This is a genomic window from Cellulomonas sp. A375-1, assembly GCF_001040865.1.
GTDB lineage: Bacteria > Actinomycetota > Actinomycetes > Actinomycetales > Cellulomonadaceae > Cellulomonas > Cellulomonas gelida.
Map to the genome: position 1 here is coordinate 26,051 of NZ_LFKW01000152.1, position 1,216 is coordinate 27,266.

Here is a 1,216-nt window from a genome sequence, read left to right on the forward strand (position 1 = left end):
CACGGGCACGCTCGAGGACGTCCTGGGCGCGGCGGGCGCGCCGCACGTGGACGACTGGGTGCGCGTCGTGGTGACCGACGAGCGCCGACCGCAGGACCTGTACGCGCGCGTGCGGGCGCGCCTGCCGCACGCGCTCGTCGTGCAGCACCGGCCTCCCGCAGCGGTCGGCGCACCCGCGCTGCGCGCGGTGACCGCCGCCGCCGACCCGGTCGAGGTCGCGTGCGACTTCGTCTCCCACGTCACGGGCGCACGCCCGGACGACGACGAGCTCGCGGTGCTCCGCGCCACGCACGAGCACGCCGCGGCCGCCGAGCGGAGCGCCTGATGCAGCTCGTCTCGATGACGCTCCAGGCCGTCGGGCCGTTCGCGGGGCGTCACACGATCGACTTCGCCGAGCTCGGCGCGTCGGGCCTGTTCCTGCTCGAGGGCCCGACCGGCGCGGGCAAGTCCACCGTGATCGACGCCGTGGTGTTCGCGCTCTACGGCAAGGTCGCCTCGGCCGAGTCCAGCGGTGACCGCGTGCGCTCGGCCTACGCCGACGACGAGACGGAGTCGTTCGTCGACCTGACCTTCGAGGTCGGCGCCGGGCGGTTCCGCGTGCGCCGGACGCCCGCGTTCGACCGCGCGAAGAAGCGCGGCACCGGGACGGTGCGGCAGCAGGCGTCGGTGCGGCTGTGGCGGCTCGCCGCGGACGCACCGGCCTCGACGGACGACGAGCCGACGGGCGAGATGCTCTCGACGCGGCTCGACGAGGCGGGCGCGGAGATCCAGCGCGTCGTCGGGCTGGACCGTGAGCAGTTCGTCCAGACGATCGTGCTGCCGCAGGGCGAGTTCGCGCGCTTCCTGCGCGCGGACCCCGAGAAGGAGCGGCCCGCGCTGCTGCAGAAGATCTTCGGCACGCAGGTCTACCAGCGGATGCAGGTGCGGCTCGTCGAGATGCGCCGCGAGGCGGACCGCGCGACCGAGGGGACCCGTCGGGTCGTCGAGGAGAAGGTCGCGCACCTCGCGGGTGCGGCCGGGCTCGACGCGACCGCGCTCGCCCCCGTGCACGAGGCCGTGTCCGCAGCGCTCGTCGGACGCTCCGACACTCGCGCGCTCGACGCCGCGCTGGCGGGGCCGCTGGGACTGCTCGCCGACGAGGCGGCGCGGGCCCGCGCCGAGGCTGACGCGGCCACCGCCGAGCACACCGCGGCCGGCTCCGCGGCCGAGCTCGCGC

Annotated in this window: 2 protein-coding genes; both read left to right on the forward strand. The window is 76.2% G+C overall.

Annotated elements, in window-relative coordinates; translation table 11 throughout:
• The coding region (locus CWIS_RS19640; protein WP_048344420.1) for an exonuclease SbcCD subunit D C-terminal domain-containing protein at window positions 1–325 on the forward strand (325 nt) is incomplete at its 5' end.
• Window positions 325–1,216: AAA family ATPase (locus CWIS_RS16400; RefSeq protein ID WP_048344414.1), on the forward strand; the 892-nt coding region annotated here is incomplete at its 3' end. The genes CWIS_RS19640 and CWIS_RS16400, both read left to right, overlap by 1 nt.